Origin of the sequence: Dysgonomonas sp. HDW5B, from assembly GCF_011299335.1 — a bacterium.
Taxonomy (GTDB): Bacteria; Bacteroidota; Bacteroidia; order Bacteroidales; family Dysgonomonadaceae; genus Dysgonomonas_A.
The window spans coordinates 3,182,637-3,207,037 of record NZ_CP049858.1 but is presented as its reverse complement, the minus strand read 5'-3'; the positions used below and the strand labels follow the sequence as shown (position 1 = coordinate 3,207,037).

Genomic DNA, 24,401 nt, shown 5'->3' with positions numbered 1-24,401 from the left:
TCAAATGAAAAACTTATTTTTATGCCCTTATAGGCGGAGTAGCTTATAATCTTGGTAATAGGGTATAAAAAATGGTATTTAATCCATCTATACATTTGCTTTTTCTTGTTTTATAAACCGCTGGTAACCTCTTATACTTCTAAATCCGGCTTTAATAATGAGTGATTCACTGTCATAAGCAGATAGTTTAGGATCGTTTTGCATACGTTTCAACTCTCTTAACCGACAGGTATTAATATAGCGACTGAAGCTCATAGAATAAGTCTTATTGATATAGCCCGAAAGATAACTCCGGTTGGTACACAACTCACGCATGAGGTCGGTAATTCGAAGTCCCGGATTTAGATAGGGCTTTTTCTCCCGCATAAACTGTTCAAAATGGTTCTTATCGATTTTGACTAAAACAGTATTTTCTGTTTCCGGATTACTTCCTACCGGGTACATGATCACATAATTTTCGGTAAACATATTATATGCTAGCACAACCAATTGCAGTTGCAGTATAAAATTAGTCATTAAGGAAAAGATAGATCCCAAAACAACTTCATTTCTTAGAAAAACATATAAAAATGTGGGTGGTATCAATGCAATTGTACATATAATAACCGTATAAAGCCACCTCATTGAAGAACGATCCTCATCGGCCGAATAATTCATTATGATTTCTTTATACCTGATAATCTTTTGTAAACCTGACAGGGAGTAAACAGTTCCATAGACAATCCAAATACCCAGTTTAAAAGATGAAACAGCAAGAAACCAATAACTACTATAAATAATTGCCGGATCAGTTTTCAATATAAAATAATATGACCAATAATACTGTACTAAGGTAACAACAGCTGGTGTGAGATAATGGATAAACGAAAAAGGTTTTGGTTTTCCCGTAGCCGTTACCAAGTGGATGATATGAAATATAATGACTATCGAATACAGGATAGACAACATAGAGAGTGAATTAATCAACACATATACCGGACGCAAATAAACAAACGAGAAGGATGCAAAACTAACACAGATAATCGTTGTATAATATATCATTAACAACCTTAAAAGGATGGTACGGGTATACTCGTCCCTTTGACTGTAGCGGACTATAATGAGAACTAGGCAAAACAATGCAGTAATAAACGGTCCACTAAAATTTATTATTGAAATAACTTCTCTTGTTTCCATTATCTTTTTCTCTTCTTTTTATTTGCTTCTTCATCCTCTATAAGTTTGGCTCTCATATAACTACGGTAGCTACCAAAACCGGCCAATTTAAGTAAATCCTGAAGACTTTTCCCTTTGCCTGAAGGTAGAGACATCAGCACTTCGAGCCTCTGCAGTCTGTAACGGTTTACATAACGACTGAAATTCATCCCATATTCAGTGTTTACAAAGCGTGATATATAGGTACGATTAACTCCGAAAGGTTCTATCAAGTCAGTAATGCGAAAATCAGGATTCAGGAAAGGCTTATATTCCTTGAAATACTGTTCAAATTGTTTTTTTCTCAGTCCGCCACCCATTGTAAATTCGCTTATTTTAAACTGCTTATGATGTCGTGTATAAGGTCTTCTCGGAAGATTTGCCTTTTTTGATGCGGGTAAACCTATATCTGCATTTTGCTCTGGACCGCCTTGTTGAATAGAAATTTTTTTTTCTGAAAATATGAGGTAATAATTACGCCGGATAATATTGTATACCAATACGGCATGTGCCGTAGCTATCACCAATACAATGAAAATATTGCTGAGGAATTTATGAATATGTGTATAAGGAGATAAAGCGGTGATGATACTTACTAATATCAATATTATGCTTAATCCCAGAATGTACCATAGCCAAAAAATGTATTTTTTATATTCCGCCCCATAATAGTTGATAACTACTCTGGAATAGAAATAGAGCCTGCGTACACTAAGAAAAATATATACACTCAGATAAATAATACGCAAAGCATGCTTCGATATATAAAACATCGAGTAATACTTGTATTCGGGAACAACAGTATCGTTACGTGAGACGATAGCATACTGCACATCATAAGGAATAAAAAAAGACCAGATGAAAATGATTAGAAAAATAACTAGGGGAGGCAAGTAATGCCACATCGAGAAATGCTTATCTTTTTGGGTAGCCGTCAAATAAAAGATAAAATGGTATAATGTAACAGAGGCAAGAAGTAGAGAAAGATAAAAAAATGGGTTCAGGTAAATAAACAAAGACTGGCTGAAATGAAATGCGATAGTACCCAACCAAATAAAGGAGGCGAATATATAATAAAATATCAACAGAAATTTAATTCTGCTTTCGGAGTAACTTATACAGTCGCGGTATGTAAGCATCATCAACAAGGCACCGGTTATCGATGAATATACCGGAACCGAATAAACAACTATGGCTAAAACATTTTCTAAATCCATAAACTATCTGGACCATTTTAGTTGAATACACTACTCTATCAAACTGAACTAGCAGTTACTTTATACACAAATATCACGAAAATAAACAAATAAAGATATCCAAAAAGTAAATTTAACACTGGCGTTTTTGATTTACATTTTTGACTATTAATTTACAATATGCCAAGATCTAATTTGTTCCTTAAATTTACTTTCCGAGCAGATAAAAAAGATCACATATTTTATTTTTTCTCTTCTAACAAATTAAAAATAAAACCCAAATACTCCCCAATTAAACATTCATAATCAAATAGTTGAACCTATTCGTAATTGATTTACATTTTGTCATAAAAATAAATACAAACTTTTACAATTCACCTATTTTAAATATACGATTTGGTAAAACCAAACAAAATAAATCATGTTTTATTTGCAGTATAAAAAGCGAAATATACCATACGGAAAAGACTGATTATAATATACAAAAAAACAAATTCAAATGAATAAGACAAAAGCAAACACAAAGAAAAAAGCATTAGTGCTTCTTTTAGTCCTGCTTCTGATGTCACTGACAACTTACGCACAAAAAGCTTCATTAAAAACCAACCTGCTCTATGGTGCTACGGCCACGCCGAATCTGGCTTTTGAAATAGGGCTAAGCGACAAAACCAGCCTGGAGTTGTATGGAGGGTATAATCCCTGGGAATTCAGTGATAATAAGAAATTAAAACATTACCTGATACAGCCCGAATTCAGATGGTGGTTTTGTGAAACATTTAATGGCACATTTGTAGGGGTTCACCTGCTTGGTGGCGAATACAATATGGCAAAAATAAAATTACCATTCGGAATGTATAAATCTTTGCAAGATTACCGCTACGAAGGCTACTTCTATGGAGGTGGTATCAGTGTGGGACATCAATGGATACTCAGTAAACGCTGGAGCATAGAGGCGACCCTTGGAATGGGATATATACGCACACATTTCGATAAATACCCTTGTGAGGAATGTGGTAAAAAAATAAAATCGGATGACAAAAATTATTTTGGCCCCACAAAAGCCGGTATCTCCCTTATTTATTATTTACGGTAAAATACGAAAACAATGAAAAAGAATATTTTAATCATAACCCTAGTGGCGCTGATAATCCAACCGGGTATAGCAAAAAAAATATACAAAGGAGAAGTATCAGTTGAAGTTTCCACTTATGCCAAACAGAATAACAAGATGATTGTAAATGCCGATATCATCTTGGATAAGTTAAAGGTGGCAGCAAATGATATGCTTACTATAACCCCAGTAATCAGGTCATTGGACGGAACCGATCAAATGGAGTTCGAACCTCTGATTATTAATGGAAGTACACGTAATAAAGTCAATCAGCGTGCTATAGGTTTCGGTAACTACAGCTATCCCGAAAATACAGCGGGTATCGTTAAACGCAACAATGGCAAATCCCAACAGTTCTCTTATTCAATTGATGCAGATTACTCTTCATGGATGCGAAGCAGTGAGTTGGTTTTTATAGAGTCGGTAACCGGTTGTAACTGTGCAGATAAGGGAAACATCACACATCCGGGACAAAAATTAGAACTTCCACCACCTTATACTCCACAGTTTGAATTAGCTTATCTTATTCCAGCCGTGGAAGCTGTAAAACACCGTGCCGACTCTTACTCGGCAAGCTTGGATTATGCTATCAGCAAATCCGATATAGACCGAAATTTCAAGAATAATGATGCTGTTCTGAAAGAAGTGGATCGGATTATTTCTGAAATAAAAAATGATCCTAATATCGTATTGGATAAAATAGTTGTTACCGGATACGCTTCTCCCGATGGAGACGCTACATACAATATGTTGCTATCCGAGAAACGTGCTAACACTTTTATGGCTTATCTAATAAACAAACATAATCTGCCTCAAAATCTGATCACAACAAACTGGAAAGGAGAAGACTGGCAAGGACTGAGAACCCTGATAAGCCAATCGGATTACTCCTACCGGAATGACATATTGCAGATTATAGACAATACCAACGATATAAACAAACGTAAAGCCGCTTTAAAGAACCTCCGAAGTGGAGCTATTTATCGTAATCTTCTCGAAACTGATTTCCCTGGTTTGCGGCGAAACAGCTACGATATATTTTACACTGTCCGCGGATTGGACATCAACCAATCAAAAGCTTTGATAAATGTAAAACCTCAACAGCTTAGTCTCAATGAGATGTTTATGGTGGCTAACAGCTATGAAAAAGGAAGTAAAGAGTTTAAAGAGACTTTCAATATAGCTGTGAGATTATACCCTGAAGATGCGGTAGCTCTATTCAACAGCCTGACTTCGGATATCGAAACCGGCTCGTTCGACAATCCCATAACCGGGTTGCAGCATACCGACAAACCGGAGGGTTGGAACAACATGGCGGTGGCACTATTCCACAAGGGTGATTATCAAAGTGCCTTACACTACTTTGAAAAAGCCTCGCAGACAGGTTTAAGAGAGGCTCTAGATAACCTTTCGCAATATAAGCTGTGGCTCGAAAGTAAAGACAATTAAAATAGTATCCGTACAAATTATTTATTAATCAAAACATGTATTAATTAAAAAAAGAATTCATTATGAAAACCAAAGCATTTTTAATCGCAACATTGCTTTTTGCTGCCGGATTATACAGTTGCAGTGACGAGAACAATGAAAATACAAACTCGGGAGGTGAAGATAAAGGCCAACCAACCTATCTGGACGTTTCATTCTCCTTTCCAAAAGGAGATGTGGTAACAAGAGCAGCAACAACCGAGGACAATAATGCTTCTCTGTTAGAAACAGCTGTTAATACGGTCGATGTATATATCTTCAATTCAAATACCGGCATGATGTCTAAGCATCAGGCACTGGCTGCATCTGATTTTGTGCAACAAATTCCGGGAGGTGGCAACGCAGACGTTTGGAAAGCCAAAGCGACCATCGGTACCACTACAGGGGCTAAAACAGTATTTATCGGGATTAACTTACCCACAACATTTGCTCAAGGGCTAAAGAATACCAGCTTAGCTAATTTCAACGACAATGTACATTCGTTGACTATGGGTCAGCTAGTGACAGGAGATGGGGTTGCCATGTTCAGTGCCAACGGAGTAACCAGTGAACTCAAACCTCAAGGAGATCCGGATTATGGAACAAATAACACAGTGAAAATACCTGTAAAAAGACTTGTGGCTAAAGTAACCGTCGAAAAATCATCAACGATGACAATTAATGGGCCCGGTAAAATTGATAATCTTGCTTTTGCAATAAACAATATCAATACAAAATTCTTCCTGGTTCCCAAAGCTGATGGTTCGGATCCCAATTACCTACCCCATTCGTGGTTATCAACAGATTTTATCAATGCAGTGAATACTCCCAATGCTCCCGGTGACGGATATGTGAAGGTCAATGAGGCGAATGTTCCATTAGTAAAAGACCTCAACACCCTTTATACTACCGAAAATACGTCTGTAAACCACTGGAAAGAAGAAATCACCCGTGCTACAATACGTGCGACTTTTGTACCTAATAAAGTAACACAAAAAAATGGATCAGAGTTCGTAGAAGTAGCCAACCCAAATTTAACTCCAAAAACCTTCTGGACTGTTATACTTCAAAATGGCTATAGATATTATTTTCTGGATGAAAATACTGCTACAGCTTTTAAAAACGCCAATCCGGGCAGTATTAAACCCGCTGAATATACAAACGGATATTGCTATTACGATATGTTCCTCAACAAACAAGGGTATTTTAATGGCTATCCTGTAACGAGCAAGAAATGGGACGTATTCCGAAACGATTACTACCGCTGCCGCATTACCAGTATCTTTGGTCCGGGTCGTCCTGATGTACCCCCATTAGATCCCCAAACACCGCCTGACACAGAAACTGATATAAAATATGAAGTAGATATCTTGTTCTGGAATGTGGTTACTGATGATTATGATTTGGAGCCTTAATTTTATAATAAAAGCCTGTAAGTAGTTTGTTTGTTAGTTGTTGTGTGGAGAGGGAGTAGAGGGAGGATTAAAACTCCTCCCTCTTATTTCTAAAAATTATATGTGAATTTAAAAAAAAGAATTACTAAAACGTAGTCCGATGAGAACCTATAGATATACTTTATTAAAACTGCTGATACTCGCATCAATGGTATCTTCTTGTATCAGGGACGACCTTTCGGACTGTCCGCCTGAGTTACATAGCTTTCAGGTTGTTTTTACCTACGATACACCTCAAGGCGAACGCAGTTTTGATCCTGCCGAACTGAAAGTGGCTTATCTGTATATCTTCGATAAAAACGGGGATTATATAAAGACCATTCCATTTCAAAACCCTGAATTATACAGGAACTATCCATTGAATATAGAACTACCTCCTGATAAATATGAATTTATTGTCTGGTTCAATCAATCCGAAATATTCGATGTGGCTTCCTACAATTCGAATGAAAAAATTAGCAATCCGCTAAATCATCTGGATATCCTACGACTGGATATTCCTGTGGAGGGATATATAACATCTGCTATACCTCTCATACTTTACGGAAATATAGAAAATGTGCCTATATCGGGCGACATATCGCAGATTGTAGCGATACCTCTCGAACAAAATACCAATACGATCAATGTTACTGTAAAAGGGCTGCCTAAAACAGGGCATACGTATTTCAATACTATTACCGATCGCAACGGCAATGAGACATTTCTCAATAAACCGGCTCCCGGCAAAGACTTCAGCTACGTTGCTCCTATGAGTCTTAAAGGTGAAATACCCGATTTGTTTTCATCTCTCAGGGTACTGAAATTATACAAAGAAAACCGGCCCAGATTAGTTCTATGGGATGAAACGGAAAAAAGAGATTTATATCCCGGAAACAGCGGCTTACCGAATGATTTAATAAAGCTTATACTGGATAAATATCCGAATGTGGATTTTAAAACCACGCATACCTTCGATATCATCCTGATTTATGATACCGATATGAATGTAAAGGTAGATATACAATACTGGAGCGACCACGATACTGATTATGAAATAGAACCCAATTGATATAAAGTGGCGATAGTGTAATATTAAATAGAAAATATATGAAATCAATATATAATTACCTGCTGATTATCTTATTGACGTCCTCTTTGGGAGGATGTGTTGATAATAATACCGACATCGTTGGACCTACAAACGTGGATGAGGTAGCGGTAAGCTTCCATGTATCGGTACCCGTGGACAATATACCTGCCACCAGACAAGCTTTGGGTGAGCTGTCAGGCAATGCACAGGAAAATATGATTCAAAAAATCGATATTCTGGCATTCAAAGTTAACCCCGATAATAGCGAATATTTCGATTATTACGCAGAAGGTAAACTTATCTCAGGTGCAGGAACTCCTAAACAGACATTTCATGCCACAATGAGGATAAAAGATTACAAACAACGTTTTGTAATCATAACTAATGCTCACGATGAAGTAATGAAACTGATTAGCTCGGTAGAATGGGGGCAAGCACCTAAAGACGAGATGCTCAAAATGCTGGAGTTTGCCAATAAAGCATCCGGGCATAAATGGAATGCATCCAATACTGGTGTGTTCACCCCCTTTCCCATGTGGGGAGAGATGGAGGCTCCGCAGCTAATAACCTCTTCCACTACAAGTGTAAGCAGTATTCCTATATTACGCATGGTAGCTAAGATAGATGTGGTAGTAGCCGAAAACGATGCTATCTCGGGTAAAAGACCAAGAGATAACTTTAAGCTGGCAGAGGTCTACCTTTATAATGTGAAGGATAACGGGCACGTTGTTCCTGACAGGAGTGCTTTGGTATTTACTACTCCCGCGAATCTCCTTGTCAATAAACCGACTATCCCTGTAGCACCTGCAAACTGGGTAGGTCCTCTTAAATATACTACCGATGATGAGATTTCGTTAGCCAGCCAGATTTATACACTCGAAGCAGAAGCAACCGACCTCTCCAAGAATCGTCTGGATGCCACAGGATTGGTCATTGGTGGATATTACAGCAAAGATGGCGTAACTTGGGATAATGCACTTTCTTATTACAGGCTCGATATGATGACATCCGACAAGACAACGACTCGCGATGTTTTACGAAATCATAATTATGAGGTTCGTATCATAGAGGTAAAAGGTCCGGGAAACCCGACCCCTGAGATAGCATGGAATTCATCAACAGCGATGGATCTAATAGTTGCTGATTGGACTGTACAGACAGTACAGGGTGATATGGGTAAAAGGCAGTTGAATACTTCTACAGCTAAAGTGTCGATCACCGGGGTAACATCTTCAAGGATTTATTTCTGGACCGATCAAAAGTCAGTTAAGATCGAAGACAAAGGTTTTATCGGAACAACCGGAAATACTTCTTTCAATGTCAATGACTATTTTGATGATCTGGCAGGTGGTTTCGATACATCTATGTTTCATTACAATCCGCAAACAGGGGAAGGCTATATGGATATTGCTACACTCAGTGTAAACGAAACAGACAATGATGTTCGCAGAATATATCTAAATGCAGGCGGTTTGAGACGTGAAATTATTGTCGATACCAAAGTTAAATATCAACCCCAACCTTTTAATATATTTCCATGGGTGGGTACATTCCACCGTAGCAATGAAGTCGGCGAACGCATTATTTATTCGGATCATGTAGGAGAGTGGAGTGCCGAAGTGGACGATCCCAAAAAGAGCGGAAGTTTTGTTATACTAAGCAAAGTGCCTAGCGATAATAAAAATATAGGCACCGATTCTCCTGGAAACGCCGAAGACTATCCGGTAAATAATGGAGTGAAAGAGGTTTATGGAAAAGGGCGTATTTATTTTAGAGTGGGTATGACATCTAAATATACTCCTACTCCAAAGGCTCCGGCACGCTATGCGACCATTACGGTGAAATATACCGGAGGAATAGCTAAACTGTATGTCCGACAAGGCGAAGGTGCCGATTATGTGATGAGAAACAGTGATGCACCGAAGGAACCATGCGATATATCCGTGTTACAGAGAAAGCTTGCTAGGAAATTCAGCCCTTATAATCTTACTGACCCGCAGGGGGGAGCAGGTAGAGTGGGTGATTTATGGGGCACAAAGTATGTTTTTACAGAATACCCCACACAGTCCGGATATTTTTTCCAATGGCATAAAACCTATGCATGGAATCCGGATGGTTTACGTGCCGTAAGCTGGGATACGTCATTAAATCAGAATTTTTGGAGTATAATGGGCCAATCATGTGAAACTTGTCCATCCGGATATCACCGGCCCGCCGATGGCTCTCCTTCTACTTATGTAACACTGCCTAAAGCCAAAGAATCAGAAATACGGCAATCGTTATATCTTAACCCCCGCGATGCCAACACCTCAGTGCCCCCTAACCTGAATACAGGTAGTTATTTATGGGGATACGAGGATTCAGCTAATTCTAATTGGGGCTATTATGCCGATGGATTCTTTGACCGCAGAACTCCTCGAAAAAGTATAAATGGACAAGAGGCGACAATGGTAGGAAGTGGTGCACAGATGGCATATATCGGACGGATATTTTTTAATCCCTATACCAATGCTTCTGTATTTTTCCCAGGTTCCGGATACCGTGAAGACAGGGTAGGATTTGCAGGTCCAAAAGTGGGTAATGTTACATTTTCGGGAATCCGTGCTTATTTTTGGACAACTACAAGATTTAATGAAAACAGTGGCATATACCAAACCGGCTCACCAAGTCGCTCTTTAGTACATGATGTAAGTGTTCGATCGGGGATGCCTATTCGCTGTATGAAAGATGAGTGATCTAGAATTAAAAAATATAACAATGAAACAGATAAAAATAATAAGCCGTTATCTTCAGTTGGGAATTATACTGTTCTTTTTAGCGGCTTGCAACGACGAATATATACCAGATGGTATTACACCCCAAGAAACTTCCCTTGGGCTTACGCAGATAGAACTTTTCACCGATGCCGAGGAGTTCGAAAAACCGGTTACCCGTGCCGCAGCGACCGATGAGAACAGCCTACAAGGTTCGATGCCCTGGATATTAGTATTCCGAGGCGACAATAATAATGCTGTATTTTTCGAAGTATCCCGCGCTATCCTATCAAATGGTAAGCTGGCTGTACCACTTACCAAAACTAATTCTAAATCGCGTTTGATTATTATCACCAATCCACCTGCCAAGTTTTTTGACGGAGCAACAGATAATCTGAATTTAGATAAAACAATAATCAATGCCGCTCTATCCGGAAAGACGTATGGCCAAGCATTGTCAATACTGAATACGCAGAAACTTAGTTCGCCACAGGTTACTGTTCCATATGCAGGAGGTTATCTTCCTATGAGTGCATCGAGAAATCTGAACAGTATCAATGAACAAACAACTATCGGCACACCCCTAAACAAGGTACAGCTTAAGCGTATTGTAGCCAAAGTAACAGTAGAGAATACTGCTACAGGATTTACTTTGGAGGGATTTACAGTCGTAGGAGCTAAACAATATGGAAGATTGTCAGAAGCTGCTCCGATTGTTGTCGGGAATAAGGTAAATTATTTTGCACAGCTTCCTACAGATCCGGTCAGTGGTATTTCCAACGGTAAAGACCCTGTTTACATCTACGAATCGTCGGTAGGTGAAACTTCCGTGATAGTCAAAGGTAAGTACAATGGTGAAACAAGCTATTACCGTCTGGCATTTAAAGACAGTAATAATGCTCCAATGAGTATTGCGCGTAATAAATGGTACCAATTCAAAATAAAGAACGTAAAAATAGCCGGATATAAAACGCCGCAAGATGCTATAGTTGCACCGCCGTCTAATATCATGGCCGAATTGCTGGTGATTGATCAGAGTTCAATGGAAATTAGCGATAATGGACAATATTATATTGGAATGAGCAATTCCGAGTTCTATGTTTATTCCAATGCCGCACAGAACAATCTGACGGCAGGAACCATCACAACCAATGCGCCTGCAGGAACATTGACAAAAATAGAAGCCGTGTCTGTAAATCCGGCTAATTCCATGACTATTTCTTCCGGTAATATTGTACCTGATGGCACGGTTAAGGGTATGGATGTAAAAGTCAATCTGACTAACCTATTTACAACCGGTACTATGAGAGTAACAGTGGGTAACTTGGTACGGACTGTAAAGGTAGAACGAAAACCAATCATATCCTGGCAGGAAACCAAGTTAACTTTTAGCCCGGGTTATGTATCGGCAAAAATAGAAAGTCAGGGTAATGGAGGTGACAAGTGGCTTACTTTATCGACCGATGGTATCAAATACTCGGATTCAGAAGCGGTACACCCAGACAGTCCGGGAACGATTTACCTGAAAGTAAGCAATAACGGATCAGGAAATCTTCCCCGTAGTGGAGGAGTCATCTATCTCGGTCGCAAAAATTCTGAGGGACATGTGAAATTGTATGTCAATCAAGTTTCCAATATTCCAAGGTAAAGGTTGTATTTCCATAAATAAAAAAAGGGTAAATAATAATATTTTTCTCTTAATTTCTATTTTCGAAGCCATGCGTCCTCTGAAATTTTCAAACCCTGTCTTAGTCATAAAACAGGGTTTGAAAAAATATTTAATAGAAATTAGTATCCCGGATTATTAGGTAATAAGTTGTTATTCTTATCGATTGAAGATTGAGGAATAGGCAAATAAATATTTTTGTCTGCAAATTTTCTCTTTTCCACAAAGAAGTTAACACCATTCAAATTTACTTTCCTGTCCCCATTGGGTAAAACATCATCTAAAATAGTCCCTTGACGACAACCTAGTGCATCTCCATTCATTACTTGGTGAGCAAGTCCCCAACGGATAATGTCATAACGTCTTAGCCCCTCGAAAGCAAATTCGGAACGACGTTCGCGACGAACTAATTCTCGTAATTTATCTTGTGTATTGTATTTGGTTCTGTCTACGGCTGGCATTGCGGCTCTTGTTCTGACTCTATCTAAAGCATCATACATTTCAGCATCTAATTGGTTCAATTCTATTTTCGCTTCGGCTAATGTCAGAAGAACTTCGGCATATCTGAAAATCATAATGCTTCGCCCCGTATTCCAAAATCCGGAAGGGAATTGTTCCAAATTATTGAAATACTTCTTGAAATTATAACCCGATTTAGTTGAATTGTTCTCTTTAGTCGGATGATCTGCATTTCCTGAAACAACAGAACTGAATATCTCTCCTTCCCAAAGTTGTCCGGGATAAATTAGAGTCTGTCTTAAGCGGGGATCCCTGTTTACGTAAGGATTGGTATCGTCATATTTGCCTACTGCCTTAGCTTCAGCTATCGTTAAACCGTCAGCGGTTTCATAATTATCAACTAATGATTGCAAAGGGACTACCGACGACCATCCTCCTTGACTGTTAGGAAGGAATGGGGTTAAGTCCATAGATAGATTATTTTCGATATGTTCGTATTGAAGTATTGCTTCTGAGTTCGTATCTCTGTTTGCCATCAAAAACAGACCTTCGTACGAAGGGAATAAGTCGTATCCTTGAATTGCTTTTGCTACTTCAATGGCCTCCTTGTACATTCCTTTGAATAAATACATGCGCATTAGCAAAGCTTGTGCCGCACCTTGGGGAATGCGTCCTGTTTCGCTGGACGAATGTTTTTCTACAAGATTGGGAGTAATTTCTTTTAGCTCAGATATTACAAAATCTTCTACTGTTGCCTTGGGATCTCTGCCAACTCTGGCTTCTTCGGGAGTCGCAAAAGTTTTGGTAACCAAAGGTGAATCGCCATACCATTGAGTCAGTAAAAAATAACGGTATGCTCTGATAAAACGAACTTCGGCTACATACTTTGTTTTTAAACCTTCGGTTCTGAAGTTTACCCGATCGATATTTTCTAGAAACTCATTACACTTGCGAATAGTAACAAAAGAGAAGATAGCTGTAGAACCGGGGTCACCGGGAGACATCGTTCCATCTCCAATAGCTTGATAACCTTCGTGGCGGTGAAAATTATAAGCATTATCGGAACCACAATCTCGATACATAATACCATAACTATCCTCAAAACCTCTGTAACAACCGGTCAAAGCCAGTTTTGCATCGTTTTCTGTTTCCCAGAATGTACCTGGAGAAAGGGCATCACCCGGTGCTCGGTCAAGAAAATCCGAACAAGAAGTAAGAGCAAATACCGAAACTAAAAATAATATATATTTTTTCATGATTTAATCCTCCTTAAAATGTAACGTTAATACCAAATGAATTCACCATCACCTGAGGATAGTGGCTACCTCTTCCAACCGGAGATTCAGGATCCCAGCCTTTTACAAAGCTTGTAAATGTCAACAGGTTTTGAGCACTATAAAATACTCTGACTTTAGATATTTGCATATTGTGAGTTAGTTTTGCGGGTAGTGTGTATCCTAATTGTAGATTTTTCAAACGTAAATAAGTACCATCTTGTAGCCAATAAGAAGATATTACACTGGGCATACTAGGTCCGCTTTTACCCTGACTACTCAAACGGGGTACATTCGTATTTGTATTTTCCGGAGTCCATCGGTTACGCCAAAAGGTGGTAGGTTTACCGTTATCTCCATTCAGCTCTCCAATAGCTTCTGATTCCATATATCCTTTACCTCCTGCTGTTCCTTGAAAGAATAGGAGCATATCGAACCCTCTATAAGTTGCTCCTAAATTAAAACCAAAGACAAATTTAGGATCGGTACAACCTATTATCACTCGGTCGGCAGCATTCAGCACTCCATCACCCGATACATCTACGTAACGCAAGTCACCCGGTACTACAGTTCCTTGTATGTTATTTGTCGGCCAATTGTTTATATCTTCTTGTGATTGGTATAAACCGTCGGTTTTATATCCATAAATACTATTTAAAGAGCTTCCTACTCGTTTAATGTCTTTTCCATCAATAATTTCGTTTTGTCCGGCAAGTTTCAATATCTTGTTTTTATTGTATGCAATATTACCACCGAAAGAAAACATTACGTTCTTAAGTTGTTTATTATACTGTGCCGAAAACTCGATCCCTTTATTGGATACTTCACCTACATTGTCCCAGAAATTTTCTAAAGCATATGTGTCAGGTGTAGGAACTTTCATTAGTATATCCGATGTTAGTTTGTCATAATAGTCAACGGTTATATTAAGATCGCTAGTAATACCAACATCAAGACCGATGTTCCATGTACGGGTTTCTTCCCATTTCAGGTTTGGATTCTTGGCATAAATGGTTGCTCCACCGGGTACTATTTTACCTCCGAAAGCATAATCCTGATCTTTTAGAGATAAGGTAGGGATGGTAGGGTAATAATCGTCTAAAGCTGCTTGATTACCCAATTTACCCCATGATGCTCTCACCTTCAAATTCGTAATAGAGTTTCTTAGAGGTTCCATGAAGCTTTCTTCCGAAATACGCCATGCTCCCGAGAATGAAGGGAAAAATCCCCAACGATTGGCTTCAGCAAAACGAGATGAGCCATCGTAACGGAAGTTAGCTTCGAGTAAATATTTGCCTGCATAGTCATAGTTTAAACGACCAAACCATGATAACATAGCTAGTTCTCTGGTATATCCTTCATTTTTCATTCCTGCAGTGCTACCTCCGTTTAAATCGCTCAGGTTATTACTAGGAAAATTTTCACGATAGGCATATGTATATTTGTAGTGGTAATATTCGGAGTGAAAGCCTCCTAAGAATATGAAATTATGATTACGATTAAAGCTTTTACTATAATTTAAGAAGATATCACTTGCGACTGTTTCGTTCGAATAATCTCTTTGGTGCATCTTGTTTGGACCTTGGTATTTATAAGGATTGTATTGAATATCTTTTATAAATTCGTTTTGATCTTCGGTGAATGTTTTGTAAGAGAACACTCCTTTTAACGACAGGTCTTTTATAAACTCGTACTTAATTGTTCCTATTCCTAAGAAGTATGCTCTTTTTTTCAAAATCTGCTGTCCCAAATCTATCCATGCAATCGGATTACCATCACTTATTGTTCCATAATCACCGTTCGATTTACGATAGGGAATCCATGGTGAAATTAGATTTACTTGTCTGAAAATCTGGTCGGCTCCTCCTCCTACATATGAGTTTGTTGCTTCTTCTAAGTCCATACGAGTATAAGATAGATTAACGCCAACATCAAGTTTCGAGATTGGGTTGATGTCCAGGTTGGTTCGTATATTGTATTGTTTCTTACCTGTTAATTTGATCACTCCATCTTGTTGAAGATAACCTACCGATGTCATGTAGCGAGCTTTGTCTGTACCTCCGCTTACGTTCACACTATGATTGGTCTGAAATCCAGAACCTTGATAAAGCAAGTCTTGCCAATCGGTATCTGCAAAATTATCAGGATCAGACCCGTCTCTGAATTTTTGAATTTCAGCTTCTGTAAATTTTAAGCTTTTACCGTCATTCTTAAGAGCTTCGTTATACATTTCAGCATATTCTGCCGATCGTATATACTTGGGTAGTGCCGTAGGTGTTTGCCAACCAAAATTTCCGGAATAATTGACTTGCGACTTACCTGCTTTTCCCTTCTTTGTCGTGATTAAAATAACTCCATTAGCCGCTTTTGCTCCGAATATAGCCGAGCTTGCAGCATCTTTCAAAACAGTTAATGTTTCGATGTCATTAGGATCTATATTGTCCATTGTGGCTTCTACTCCATCTACAAGTACCATCGGGTTGGCATTGTTTAAAGTTCCTACACCACGTACCCTTATAGTACCTCCATCACCACCCGGCAATCCGCTTTTTTGAGTAATGGTAACACCTGGTAACAATCCGGCTAAACCTGCTGATACGTTGGTAATAGGTCTATTTTCTAGCATTTTGCTATCTACAGTGGCCACTGATCCTGTCAGATTTATTTTTTTCTGTGTACCAAAACCAACTACTACAACTTCATCCAGTAATTCGGTGTTTTCTTTCAACTTTACGTCTATTACTTTGCGTGAACCTACGGGTATCTCTTGTCTTTGGTAGCCAATATATGAATATACTATCACTGCATTACTATTGGGAACAGTTATAGTGTATTTACCATCGATATCAGTAGATGTTCCGATTGTTGAATTTTTAACAGCAATTGTAATTCCAATCATCGGTTCGTCCTTTTCGTCCAGTACTGTACCTGTGATGGTTATTTGTGCATGGGTCGACATCCCCAAGCCAAGCATTGCCATCATTAAAATTAACACTTTAAAGAAACCACATTCTCGTTGTTTCCTTTTTTTTAGTTTGTTGTTCATGTTTTTAATTGATTTAGGTTAAACATTATTGAATAAAAAAGTTTGGTTGTGAGTATTAAAGTGGGTATACGTAAAAAAGACCAAGCCGATTATATCGGTATGGTCAAGCATCGTTTTAAATAAATAGGCAATATTAGGCTCTGTCCGAAAATAAGGTTTCCAGAAAATTTGTTGCTAAGAAAAGAATAGTTTATTTTATAGCTCTCTCTCTCTCTCTCTCTCTCTCTCTCTCTCTCTCTCTCTCTCTCTCTCTCTCTCTCTCTCTCTCTCTCTCTAATATTTTAGCATAATTGACCAAATCTAAATGGTTAAATTTTAGATTTAAATCTACATATACATTATTTTGTGCTAATAATACTGTCATTTCTTTTGTGATAATTAAAGGATTACATATAAACCGAAGTTCATGATAAAAGGAAGGGCAGAAATGCTTATTAGTAATAGAATTATTGGTTAATTATTTTAGTCTTATAAAAAACATCTTATTTTATCGGTAATAAATCTCACTGTGAACAAATATAATAATTAAACTGGAAAAATGTTATTTACTTCAAACAAATTTATTAAATGGGCCGCCAATAATTGCAAACCGAGGTTCTTCCTTCAAAATGGAAAAAAACTATTTTATATGTATTGCATTCATGTACTTTACTTTCGGTTAGAGGATTTATCAGATTTAATAAAATAAATAAAAGTGCATTCATAGTTCTTTTTTTTAACGCTGCAAAGAACATGACAATATGTTACGGATATTATCTAATCAGGTTAATAGATAATGAATTTATATTCACAAAAACGTAATCAAGTAGGGAGATACAGAACGAGAAGATATTATTAATTTTGTCCAATATAGTCCTGCTAATAATCAATTGATAACAACAAGTGACCAAGCTCGGTATTTAGATGCCATAGCAGCTATCAATGGAACCTATTTTGATATGAAGAATGGTGGTGATGTGAATTTTCATAGAATGAATGGAAAGACAATAAATAGAACGGATGAATCTGAGTTCAGAATACGAGCAAAGGGTGCTTTTTGTGCCAATGAAACAATAGTTAATATTATAGAATGGAATAAAGGCTTGGAAAAATGATAGTATTAGCCATTCTTAATACAATAATATTCTTGTAAGCGGCCCATTATTAATTGATAAGAACCAGATTGTACAACTGGAAGATGATCCTTTTGTTAATAATAAGCATCCCCGTTCCTGTGTTGCTATTACTAAAGACGGGAATGTTATATTCATCGTATTTGATGGCAGACACACTGATAATTCAGAAGGGGTAAAGTTGTAAATATGCCATCTGATAATAAAATGTTTGATCATGAGGGAGAGCGTAAGCTTTCATCTATTATATATGTAAATTAAGACTAGCCTGGGATACCATATTTATTTTAAAACACTAACGAACTAACAGTTAAGACTAACATTTCTTTGTCTTTGATTAATTAATTACCGTAAACTAGTATTTTTATTGTTGCTGATAAATTACACGAATATAAATAGATAAATATAAATATAAGTATAATATTCACGTCTAGGGGGCATGTGGTTGCGCGTTCGAATCGTACTACACAATAATTGGTTATAAAACACTTACATACAATATTGCAGGTGCTTTTTTTATTAAGGTTTGCTATAAGGACAAAAGTTAGAGACTAAACTTTATAGAAAAATAGTATCTAGCATTCGACATTTACCTCCTATTTTGGTTCAAATTTGACTAAAGCTTTACTCAAATAATCTTCATATAAAAATTATTATTAATAACATTAACTATGTTGTTTAAATGAAAAATATGTTTATTTTTGTTTAGAAATACGATAAAAAAACCTTATGAAGAAACACAATAATACAATCTCACTTTTTCTTATAAAGATATAAAAAGGACTAATTTCTTCTTTTATATACCTCTATTTTATGATAGTTTATAGTTGACAATCTTTAACAATCTATATTAAATCAAGAAGATACAATAAGAGAATCGATAATTCACAAAACAAAAAACAAAATTAATAAATCATTCTCAACTATTATTAATTTATATCTATGAAGAAAAACCTCTTATCCAGAGCAACAAACTCTATTGTCAGAAAAATACAATCTACTTTTTCGAAAAGAATACTCCTGGTATTCCTGACTCTATTTAGTATACCCACTTTTTGTCAAACCCATACTAACCAGAATGGGATACAAACCAGTGTTATTGGTAGCTTCTTTGCTAATGGAACACAAGCCAGAAGATTTGAAATTGCAGCAGTTGGTTACAACTCTTATCACTGGCAGCCGGGAGGAGTGATAATTGTAGAGTTATTTAATATTAACTATTCAACAGGATATGAAAAGTACTCCGTTGAGATTGGATATGCACAAGGTGGACAAGGGAATCCGGAAGTTAAATTAATCGACTCCCAAGGTATAAATCATAATGCTAAAATAACATTAGGTACATCCTATAACTTAGCAACACAAGAGGGAGGATATACCAATAAAGCCATTCCTGTATATCTCGATATAAGAAACTATAGCCATTACAAAGTTAGACTTACTTATATGCATACAAAGGTTACTGCATTAACAACATTTGGCCAGATTCAAATCAACGAAAATCCATCTCCCGTAAATATTCCGGATTTTTCTGTATCTACAATAATTAATGAAGACGTAAATCGTTCAGGGAGTTTAATGATCAGAGGAAATGGAAACCATTATATAGAAAAAGGGAATGTCGGCATAGGAACCAGTAACCCTAAAAAACTTCTGGATGTAGCAGGAACTATTCACGCTCAGAATATAGAAGTAGATCTTACCGGTTGGTTTGACTTCGTATTCGACACAGATTACAAACTACCTTCATTAAAAGAAGTGGAAACTCATATAAAAGAACATAACCATTTACCCAATATTCCATCAGAAGCCGAAGTCAAAGAAGAAGGTATAAACATCGGTGAAATGCAAGCTAAGCTTCTTCAAAAGATCGAAGAATTAACCCTATATGTTATTCAACAGGAAAAGAAGAGTCTGGAACTGGAACAAAAATTAGAAACACTTCAAACGGCTTTGTCCGAAAAACAATAACAGCGAAACAATAAATAACAACTATATGAAAGCTTTACCCCTTTTGATTTTGATCTTCTGTCCACTACTCTCATTTGGACAGATCAATCTACAGCATAACGGACTCCGGTCTGGTGATGAACTCATTAAACAACAGGTCGACTACAAAGATCCCGGCAGGGAAGGAGACAATGTTATCTGGGACTTTGGTAAACTTAAATCGGTCAATGATGAATATTCGCTGGTTTATAGCTCTCCGGTATTACAGGAAAGTGCATATTATGTAATGGGATATGATACGATACAAAACAGGGATATAGATAAGAATTCACTGATCATCGGTACAGAACACAATACCATGTACTACTATCAGTTAAAAGGAAATCAACTTCTGTTATTAGGACATGAGAATCCTACGAATTTGTTGCATTATACACAATCTGTAGTGGCTGCTACATATCCTACTAATTATAAACAGAGCCAAACAAACAGCTATCAATCCGAAGGAATCTATTCAGGTAAAATACCTTTCGATACGAAAGGCAGTATTACTACTCAAGCAGATGCCTATGGAGCCATTATCCTACCCACAGGAGATACTTTGAGCCATGTATTGCGTATTAAGACTGTTCAGACTATTTCAGAGATCATACGAAGTATTAACCCTGCCCTGAATGACTCTTTGGAAATGGTGGTGGAGTCTTATAAATGGTATTCCAAAGGATACCGTTATCCTATTTTTGAAACAATCAGGGCTATCAATACAACGGATACTCTAAATACTCAGGAGTATCAAACCGCTTTCTTTTTTCCTCCCCAAGAGCATTTGTATCTGGATGATGATAAGGATAATTTAGCAGTTTTAGACAGTCTTTGGAATTTAGATCATAACAAGGAGATAGATAATCCGATAACGAACCCAGAAACAGAAATTAAATTATCTTACAATTTCTATCCCAATCCGGTAGAATCACAATTGACTTTGGAATATTATTTAGAAACTTCAACAACTGTTAATGTGACGATATATTCGATGGAGGGGAAGCTTATTAAGAATCTACCAATAAGCAAACAAGATAAAGGGTTACATATACAGTATATTGATTGTAGTAACCTTGCTAAAGGGACCTATATCTTAAGAATTCAAGCAAATGAGAAAATAACTAGTGATAAGTTTATTAAAAGGTAAAAGACAAAAAAACAATATGAGAAAAATACTGATTACTGCAATATTATTATTTATCACCAGAGTTTTTTTGGCACAAACAACCGATGCTAAAATGCCTGATGTGATTCCTCCATCTCCCAATGCTCAAACATTTTTAAAATACGGAGACTTCCCTGTTTCTAATTTTACAGGTATACCGGATATAAGTATACCCATTTACCAAATTCAGTTACAAGATATCACCTTACCGATATCCTTGTCATACAATGCTTCCGGTATAAAAGTAGATGAAGATGCCGGTAGAACAGGATTAGGTTGGGTATTAAATACAGGAGGGCTTATAAGTAGAACAATAAACGGTGGGGATGATTTTGGAGATTACCGCCGTTATCCTTACTTAAATAGTCAGCTATGGGATTATAAAATGCATGAAGGACAAGTAAAATATCCGGTTATACATGGTTGTTCATGGAACTTTACAGGCCCATCAGGTTCATTACTTGAGATGATATTTGGACCAAAGAAGCACGATTTAGCACCAGATATATTTAACTATAGCTTTAATGGATACTCGGGTTCATTCTCTCTAACACATGATGGTCTGGTCTACAAACAATCCTCAGATAATTTAGTAATAACCTCAAAAACAGGAACAGACAAAGATGGTTTAAACTGGGAAATCACCACTCCCGATGGTACAGCCTATATATTTAATCAAAGGGAATACCATCAGGCACAAAACATTTCTCAAGCTCAATCAAAGCAAATATCAACCTGGTATTTATCAGAAATAAGAACGATCAATGGAAATCGAATAAACTTCCAATATGATGTTCAAAAAACATATTCGTTTTCCTTATCAGGAATTAGTCAGCAATATGGAGCAAAAGGCTCAAATACACCTTATTTGGAGACTTCACAGCCATATAATAATGCAAGCTTTTATGACATTGTTACTTTGACAAATATCACATTTCCTAATGGAATTATCTCTTTTGATTATCGATACGATCGTAAAGACCAACCTTATGAAGCTAGGTTACAAAGTCTAACTGTGAAAAATTCTCAGAGTAATGAGATTATAAAACAGGTAGGTTTTAATTATGACTATTTCCAAGCAAATACTTCCGGGAATGAGGTTATAACTATAGGAAGAATAAAAGAAATCATTGGAGATTGGGGTAACCATCCGTTTTACAAAGCAATTTCAGATGATTGGAATAAATTCAGACTAAAATTGACTGGAGTTGATTTTGTAGGAGGAGATAAAAAAGAAACTTATCAGTTTAAATACAATGAGAAGTCATTACCGACAAAGTTATCGACAGGTAGAGATCATTGGGGATATTATAATGGAAAACCAAATTCTCATTTAATACCCAATCAACAGTTTAAAAACCCATTACGCTCTGTTGAAAGTATTGAAGGTGGACTCTCATATTATCCCGCAGATAGAGAGGTAGACCCAAGCTATAGCCAAGCGTTTATACTAAACGAAATAACTTATCCAACTGGAGGTAAAACTAATTTTGACTTTGAATCGAATCGATATAATACTGCAATATTTGACGGAGATCCTCTGAGAGTAAACTATCTATTTACTAAAAAAAATGTCAGTATTATTGCTACTCCCAATAATCGAGGCCCTGCATATGGTCCATTTAGTAAGCAGTATTTTTCGATTTCTCAAGCAGACTGCACTATAAATGGAACTGTAACAGCATCATTAGCACAACGTATTATATTTAATACTGTTAGTAGAGATGAATTACCTTTAGGCGTACAATTTATTGTAAAAGTAACAAATACGACTACAGGACAAGTTATTCACAGTTCTAATGACAATAAATATTTTTATACGTTTAATAATAATTCGAACAACGATCGGACTAAAAACGAGATAACTCTTACTATACCTAATATTATAATGGCTCCGGGAAATTATGAACTGGAAGTTTCCGGAGATTTAAGGTCATATCTAAACAGTTTTTATCTTGAGCTCACTTGGATGACAGGCCCTGAATCATATATAACTAATAATCCTGTATCATATGCCGGAGGCTTAAGAATAAGTAAAATTACATCAACAAGTAATAATCAAATTGTAGGTACAAAAACATATTCGTATGATATAAATAATTCGGTACTAACTACAAATTACCCCAGATATTGGAATATTGATTTTACCGAAAATACCAGAGATGTTTTTATTTCTTCTTCGGGATTAAGAAGTCATAAGACACCTGTGGGTTATGAAATTGTTACTATTTATGAAGGAAATGGTTCAGACAATAAAGGGCTTAGTGTTTATAAATACGAAGTTAAAGCCGATAAACACTTAGACTATTCATTTAGGGGGAAAGGATACGAAAAACTCCCTTCAAACTTCTCGTTACCTTTTGATTATGCACCAACAGGATCTTCTAATTTATCTTTTAGCTATATCCAAAACGGATCATTATTGGAGGAAAGACATTTTAAAAAGGAGGATAATAACTACTCTATAATTAAACAAGTCAATTATAAGTATGAAACAAGTGATGAACCAATTCTATGGGGACTTGTGACTCCTAGTGGAGGTTCAAACATTCAATCTCCTATTAACATAAATTTCATATGTCAGTCAGAGGCTGAGTCTACGACTTCACCTTTATCCGCTTATCTATATCCGGTGATTAATCCGCAATGGACAAAGCTAACAAAGAAAGTAGAACAGGAAATAAATGGTAACAACATTACTGAAACAGTTACAGACTATGAATATAATCAGATAAATAAAGAAATCAAGAGTCAAGAAAGTTATAATAGTAATGGTCACAAACAAAAAATCACCTATTTATACCCAGTAGATATATCTTCCGATATAAATACTAAACTGAAAAATTTCAACAAAGTATCTGATATTCTTGAAATTAAAAAAGAGAATAATGGAAAACTTAGGCATATCGTTAATGATTATAGTTTGTTTGGCCCTATTCCCAGAATATCTAATGTAAAAACAAATACAGCAAAAGATCAGTCTCTGGAAGTTCGTATAACTTACCTTAATTACGACAGCTATGGTAATCCTTTATATATCACTAAAGACGATGCTACAAAAATAGTTTATCTATGGTCTTACAACGGGCAATACCCTATAGCTGAGATTAATATTATGAGTTATACTTATGCTGAAATAGAAAACATTGTTAAATCCTTATTTTCAGTAACAAGCATTGATGCCCTTTCAAAACAGGCAACCCCCACTGAAGCGAAACTCAAAGACGGAAGTTTACAGAATGCATTACCCAATGCATTAGTCTCTACCTACACCTACAAACCATTGGTAGGAACGTTGACTACTACAGATCCCAGGGGAGTGACCACTTATTATAATTATGATACATTTGGACGATTAAAAGAAACCTACATTATAGAAAATGGAGTCAAGAAAATTATACAAGTAAACGAGTACCACTATCAAAATCAGTAAAATAAAC

At 36.7% G+C, this 24,401-nt stretch carries 16 protein-coding genes; 11 read left to right on the top strand and 5 right to left on the bottom strand.

Annotated elements, in window-relative coordinates; translation table 11 throughout:
- Window positions 1-87 precede the first annotated feature (87 nt).
- Together G7051_RS13260 and G7051_RS13255 are read right to left on the bottom strand one after the other, a co-directional pair.
- On the bottom strand, window positions 88-1,176 hold the full coding sequence (locus G7051_RS13260) for a helix-turn-helix transcriptional regulator (RefSeq protein ID WP_166201007.1): 1,089 nt from the start codon (window positions 1,174-1,176) through the stop codon (window positions 88-90).
- Complete coding sequence (locus G7051_RS13255; RefSeq protein ID WP_166201005.1) at window positions 1,176-2,411, bottom strand: AraC family transcriptional regulator; 1,236 nt, start codon at window positions 2,409-2,411, stop codon at window positions 1,176-1,178. The genes G7051_RS13260 and G7051_RS13255 overlap by 1 nt, the downstream gene beginning before the upstream one ends.
- Window positions 2,412-2,889: 478 nt before the next feature.
- Between G7051_RS13255 and G7051_RS13250 the strand changes: the two genes are divergently transcribed.
- The 6 genes from G7051_RS13250 to G7051_RS13225 all read left to right on the top strand — a co-directional run bounded on the left by G7051_RS13250 (window position 2,890) and on the right by G7051_RS13225 (window position 11,895).
- Window positions 2,890-3,483, top strand: coding sequence for a DUF3575 domain-containing protein (locus G7051_RS13250; RefSeq protein ID WP_166116033.1), 594 nt, complete (start codon window positions 2,890-2,892; stop codon window positions 3,481-3,483).
- A 12-nt stretch (window positions 3,484-3,495) separates the two neighbouring features.
- The gene (locus tag G7051_RS13245; protein WP_166201003.1) at window positions 3,496-4,950 is read left to right on the top strand and encodes a DUF3868 domain-containing protein; all 1,455 of its coding nucleotides are present in this window, start codon (window positions 3,496-3,498) and stop codon (window positions 4,948-4,950) included.
- A gap of 62 nt (window positions 4,951-5,012) precedes the next feature.
- A complete protein-coding gene (locus G7051_RS13240) occupies window positions 5,013-6,383 on the top strand; it encodes an Mfa1 family fimbria major subunit (RefSeq protein ID WP_166201001.1) in 1,371 nt (456 codons plus the stop codon).
- 139 nt (window positions 6,384-6,522) lie between these two features.
- Complete coding sequence (locus G7051_RS13235; protein ID WP_166200999.1) at window positions 6,523-7,473, top strand: FimB/Mfa2 family fimbrial subunit; 951 nt, start codon at window positions 6,523-6,525, stop codon at window positions 7,471-7,473.
- 38 nt (window positions 7,474-7,511) lie between these two features.
- Window positions 7,512-10,229, top strand: coding sequence for a hypothetical protein (locus G7051_RS13230; RefSeq protein WP_166200997.1), 2,718 nt, complete (start codon window positions 7,512-7,514; stop codon window positions 10,227-10,229).
- A gap of 22 nt (window positions 10,230-10,251) precedes the next feature.
- Window positions 10,252-11,895 (top strand): hypothetical protein, encoded by a 1,644-nt coding sequence (locus G7051_RS13225; protein ID WP_166200995.1) that lies wholly within the window; start codon window positions 10,252-10,254, stop codon window positions 11,893-11,895.
- A 140-nt stretch (window positions 11,896-12,035) separates the two neighbouring features.
- Here the strand turns inward: G7051_RS13225 and G7051_RS13220 are convergent, their stop codons facing one another.
- The 3 genes from G7051_RS13220 to G7051_RS13210 all read right to left on the bottom strand — a co-directional run bounded on the left by G7051_RS13220 (window position 12,036) and on the right by G7051_RS13210 (window position 17,056).
- Window positions 12,036-13,628 carry a RagB/SusD family nutrient uptake outer membrane protein gene (locus G7051_RS13220; RefSeq protein WP_166200993.1) on the bottom strand — a complete coding sequence of 531 codons (1,593 nt, stop codon included), beginning with the start codon at window positions 13,626-13,628 and terminating at the stop codon, window positions 12,036-12,038.
- A gap of 13 nt (window positions 13,629-13,641) precedes the next feature.
- Window positions 13,642-16,692 carry a TonB-dependent receptor gene (locus tag G7051_RS13215; RefSeq protein ID WP_166200991.1) on the bottom strand — a complete coding sequence of 1,017 codons (3,051 nt, stop codon included), beginning with the start codon at window positions 16,690-16,692 and terminating at the stop codon, window positions 13,642-13,644.
- A gap of 190 nt (window positions 16,693-16,882) precedes the next feature.
- On the bottom strand, window positions 16,883-17,056 hold the full coding sequence (locus tag G7051_RS13210) for a hypothetical protein (protein WP_166200989.1): 174 nt from the start codon (window positions 17,054-17,056) through the stop codon (window positions 16,883-16,885).
- A gap of 505 nt (window positions 17,057-17,561) precedes the next feature.
- On the opposite strand from G7051_RS13210, the gene G7051_RS13205 reads away from it, so the two are divergent.
- From G7051_RS13205 to G7051_RS13185, 5 genes are all read left to right on the top strand, one after another.
- On the top strand, window positions 17,562-17,786 hold the full coding sequence (locus G7051_RS13205; RefSeq protein ID WP_166200987.1) for a phosphodiester glycosidase family protein: 225 nt from the start codon (window positions 17,562-17,564) through the stop codon (window positions 17,784-17,786).
- Window positions 17,787-17,814: 28 nt separating this feature from the next.
- Complete coding sequence (locus G7051_RS18460; RefSeq protein ID WP_166202802.1) at window positions 17,815-17,991, top strand: phosphodiester glycosidase family protein; 177 nt, start codon at window positions 17,815-17,817, stop codon at window positions 17,989-17,991.
- A gap of 755 nt (window positions 17,992-18,746) precedes the next feature.
- Entirely contained in the window at window positions 18,747-19,775 is a 1,029-nt protein-coding gene (locus tag G7051_RS13195; RefSeq protein WP_166200985.1) for a hypothetical protein, read from the top strand.
- A 25-nt stretch (window positions 19,776-19,800) separates the two neighbouring features.
- The gene (locus tag G7051_RS13190) at window positions 19,801-20,943 is read left to right on the top strand and encodes a T9SS type A sorting domain-containing protein (protein WP_166200983.1); all 1,143 of its coding nucleotides are present in this window, start codon (window positions 19,801-19,803) and stop codon (window positions 20,941-20,943) included.
- A gap of 16 nt (window positions 20,944-20,959) precedes the next feature.
- A complete protein-coding gene (locus G7051_RS13185) occupies window positions 20,960-24,394 on the top strand; it encodes a SpvB/TcaC N-terminal domain-containing protein (protein WP_166200981.1) in 3,435 nt (1,144 codons plus the stop codon).
- Window positions 24,395-24,401 lie beyond the last annotated feature (7 nt).

Bases quoted from the DNA above. Each gene is read 5' to 3' on its own strand.
- G7051_RS13260 (WP_166201007.1), bottom strand. From the start codon at position 1,176: ATGGAAACAAGAGAAGTTATTTCAATAATAAATTTTAGTGGACCGTTT.
- G7051_RS13255 (WP_166201005.1), bottom strand. From the start codon at position 2,411: ATGGATTTAGAAAATGTTTTAGCCATAGTTGTTTATTCGGTTCCGGTA.
- G7051_RS13250 (WP_166116033.1), top strand. From the start codon at position 2,890: ATGAATAAGACAAAAGCAAACACAAAGAAAAAAGCATTAGTGCTTCTT.
- G7051_RS13245 (WP_166201003.1), top strand. From the start codon at position 3,496: ATGAAAAAGAATATTTTAATCATAACCCTAGTGGCGCTGATAATCCAA.
- G7051_RS13240 (WP_166201001.1), top strand. From the start codon at position 5,013: ATGAAAACCAAAGCATTTTTAATCGCAACATTGCTTTTTGCTGCCGGA.
- G7051_RS13235 (WP_166200999.1), top strand. From the start codon at position 6,523: ATGAGAACCTATAGATATACTTTATTAAAACTGCTGATACTCGCATCA.
- G7051_RS13230 (WP_166200997.1), top strand. From the start codon at position 7,512: ATGAAATCAATATATAATTACCTGCTGATTATCTTATTGACGTCCTCT.
- G7051_RS13225 (WP_166200995.1), top strand. From the start codon at position 10,252: ATGAAACAGATAAAAATAATAAGCCGTTATCTTCAGTTGGGAATTATA.
- G7051_RS13220 (WP_166200993.1), bottom strand. From the start codon at position 13,628: ATGAAAAAATATATATTATTTTTAGTTTCGGTATTTGCTCTTACTTCT.
- G7051_RS13215 (WP_166200991.1), bottom strand. From the start codon at position 16,692: ATGAACAACAAACTAAAAAAAAGGAAACAACGAGAATGTGGTTTCTTT.
- G7051_RS13210 (WP_166200989.1), bottom strand. From the start codon at position 17,056: ATGACAGTATTATTAGCACAAAATAATGTATATGTAGATTTAAATCTA.
- G7051_RS13195 (WP_166200985.1), top strand. From the start codon at position 18,747: ATGAAGAAAAACCTCTTATCCAGAGCAACAAACTCTATTGTCAGAAAA.
- G7051_RS13190 (WP_166200983.1), top strand. From the start codon at position 19,801: ATGAAAGCTTTACCCCTTTTGATTTTGATCTTCTGTCCACTACTCTCA.
- G7051_RS13185 (WP_166200981.1), top strand. From the start codon at position 20,960: ATGAGAAAAATACTGATTACTGCAATATTATTATTTATCACCAGAGTT.